Origin of the sequence: Synechococcus sp. F70.1 (assembly GCF_047502745.1) — a bacterium.
In the GTDB taxonomy this organism is placed as follows: Bacteria; Cyanobacteriota; Cyanobacteriia; order Thermostichales; family Thermostichaceae; genus Thermostichus.
Genome location: NZ_JANSJL010000028.1, coordinates 1 through 542, shown reverse-complemented (window position 1 = coordinate 542; position 542 = coordinate 1). Strand labels below are relative to the sequence as shown.

Genomic DNA, 542 nt, shown 5'->3' with positions numbered 1-542 from the left:
CCCCGGCACCACCTGGACAGAATAATAACTAACTATTGTCACCACAGCCGTGACAAGCACAATCAAAATTGGCGAAACACAGGTAAACTGATAAATGGCCAATAGGGTTGGAATCAGACCACCCCCGACATTCAACGCCACAATCGTTTTCTGTTCAATTCGCCTTAAGGGAATACCCCAAAAGAAGCGCATCGTCCACAATCGATCCAAATCAGGTACCATAGCTACTTTGGAAACTCTCTCATAAAGGGGGATATTAATCGTACTCTCAATAATTACTAGGGTCAGCAGCACAAGAGATAGGTTAGGAGAAAATTCGAGCTTTGCAACAGCAACTTGAACCGCATCTAGGGTAACCACCAACCAGAGAAACGGGAAGGCTAAGAGCAGGAGTAAAAAGAGTAGATAGGCAGTCGCTTCCCTTCGGGGAAGTGGAATTAATGAAAACACTGGTCGTACAGCCGCTGAATCGCACAGCACAGTCGGGTCGCGTCCCTTCGGGGAACTGGAAATAATGGATACCATCCTGTCAGGCTGTTAAA

General features: G+C 46.7%; 1 protein-coding gene. It reads right to left on the bottom strand.

All coding sequences use genetic code 11. The features are described from left to right. On the bottom strand, positions 1-525 hold a 525-nt coding region (locus NW860_RS01685), incomplete at its 3' end, for a DUF1614 domain-containing protein (protein ID WP_414512018.1). Positions 526-542: the final 17 nt, after the last annotated feature.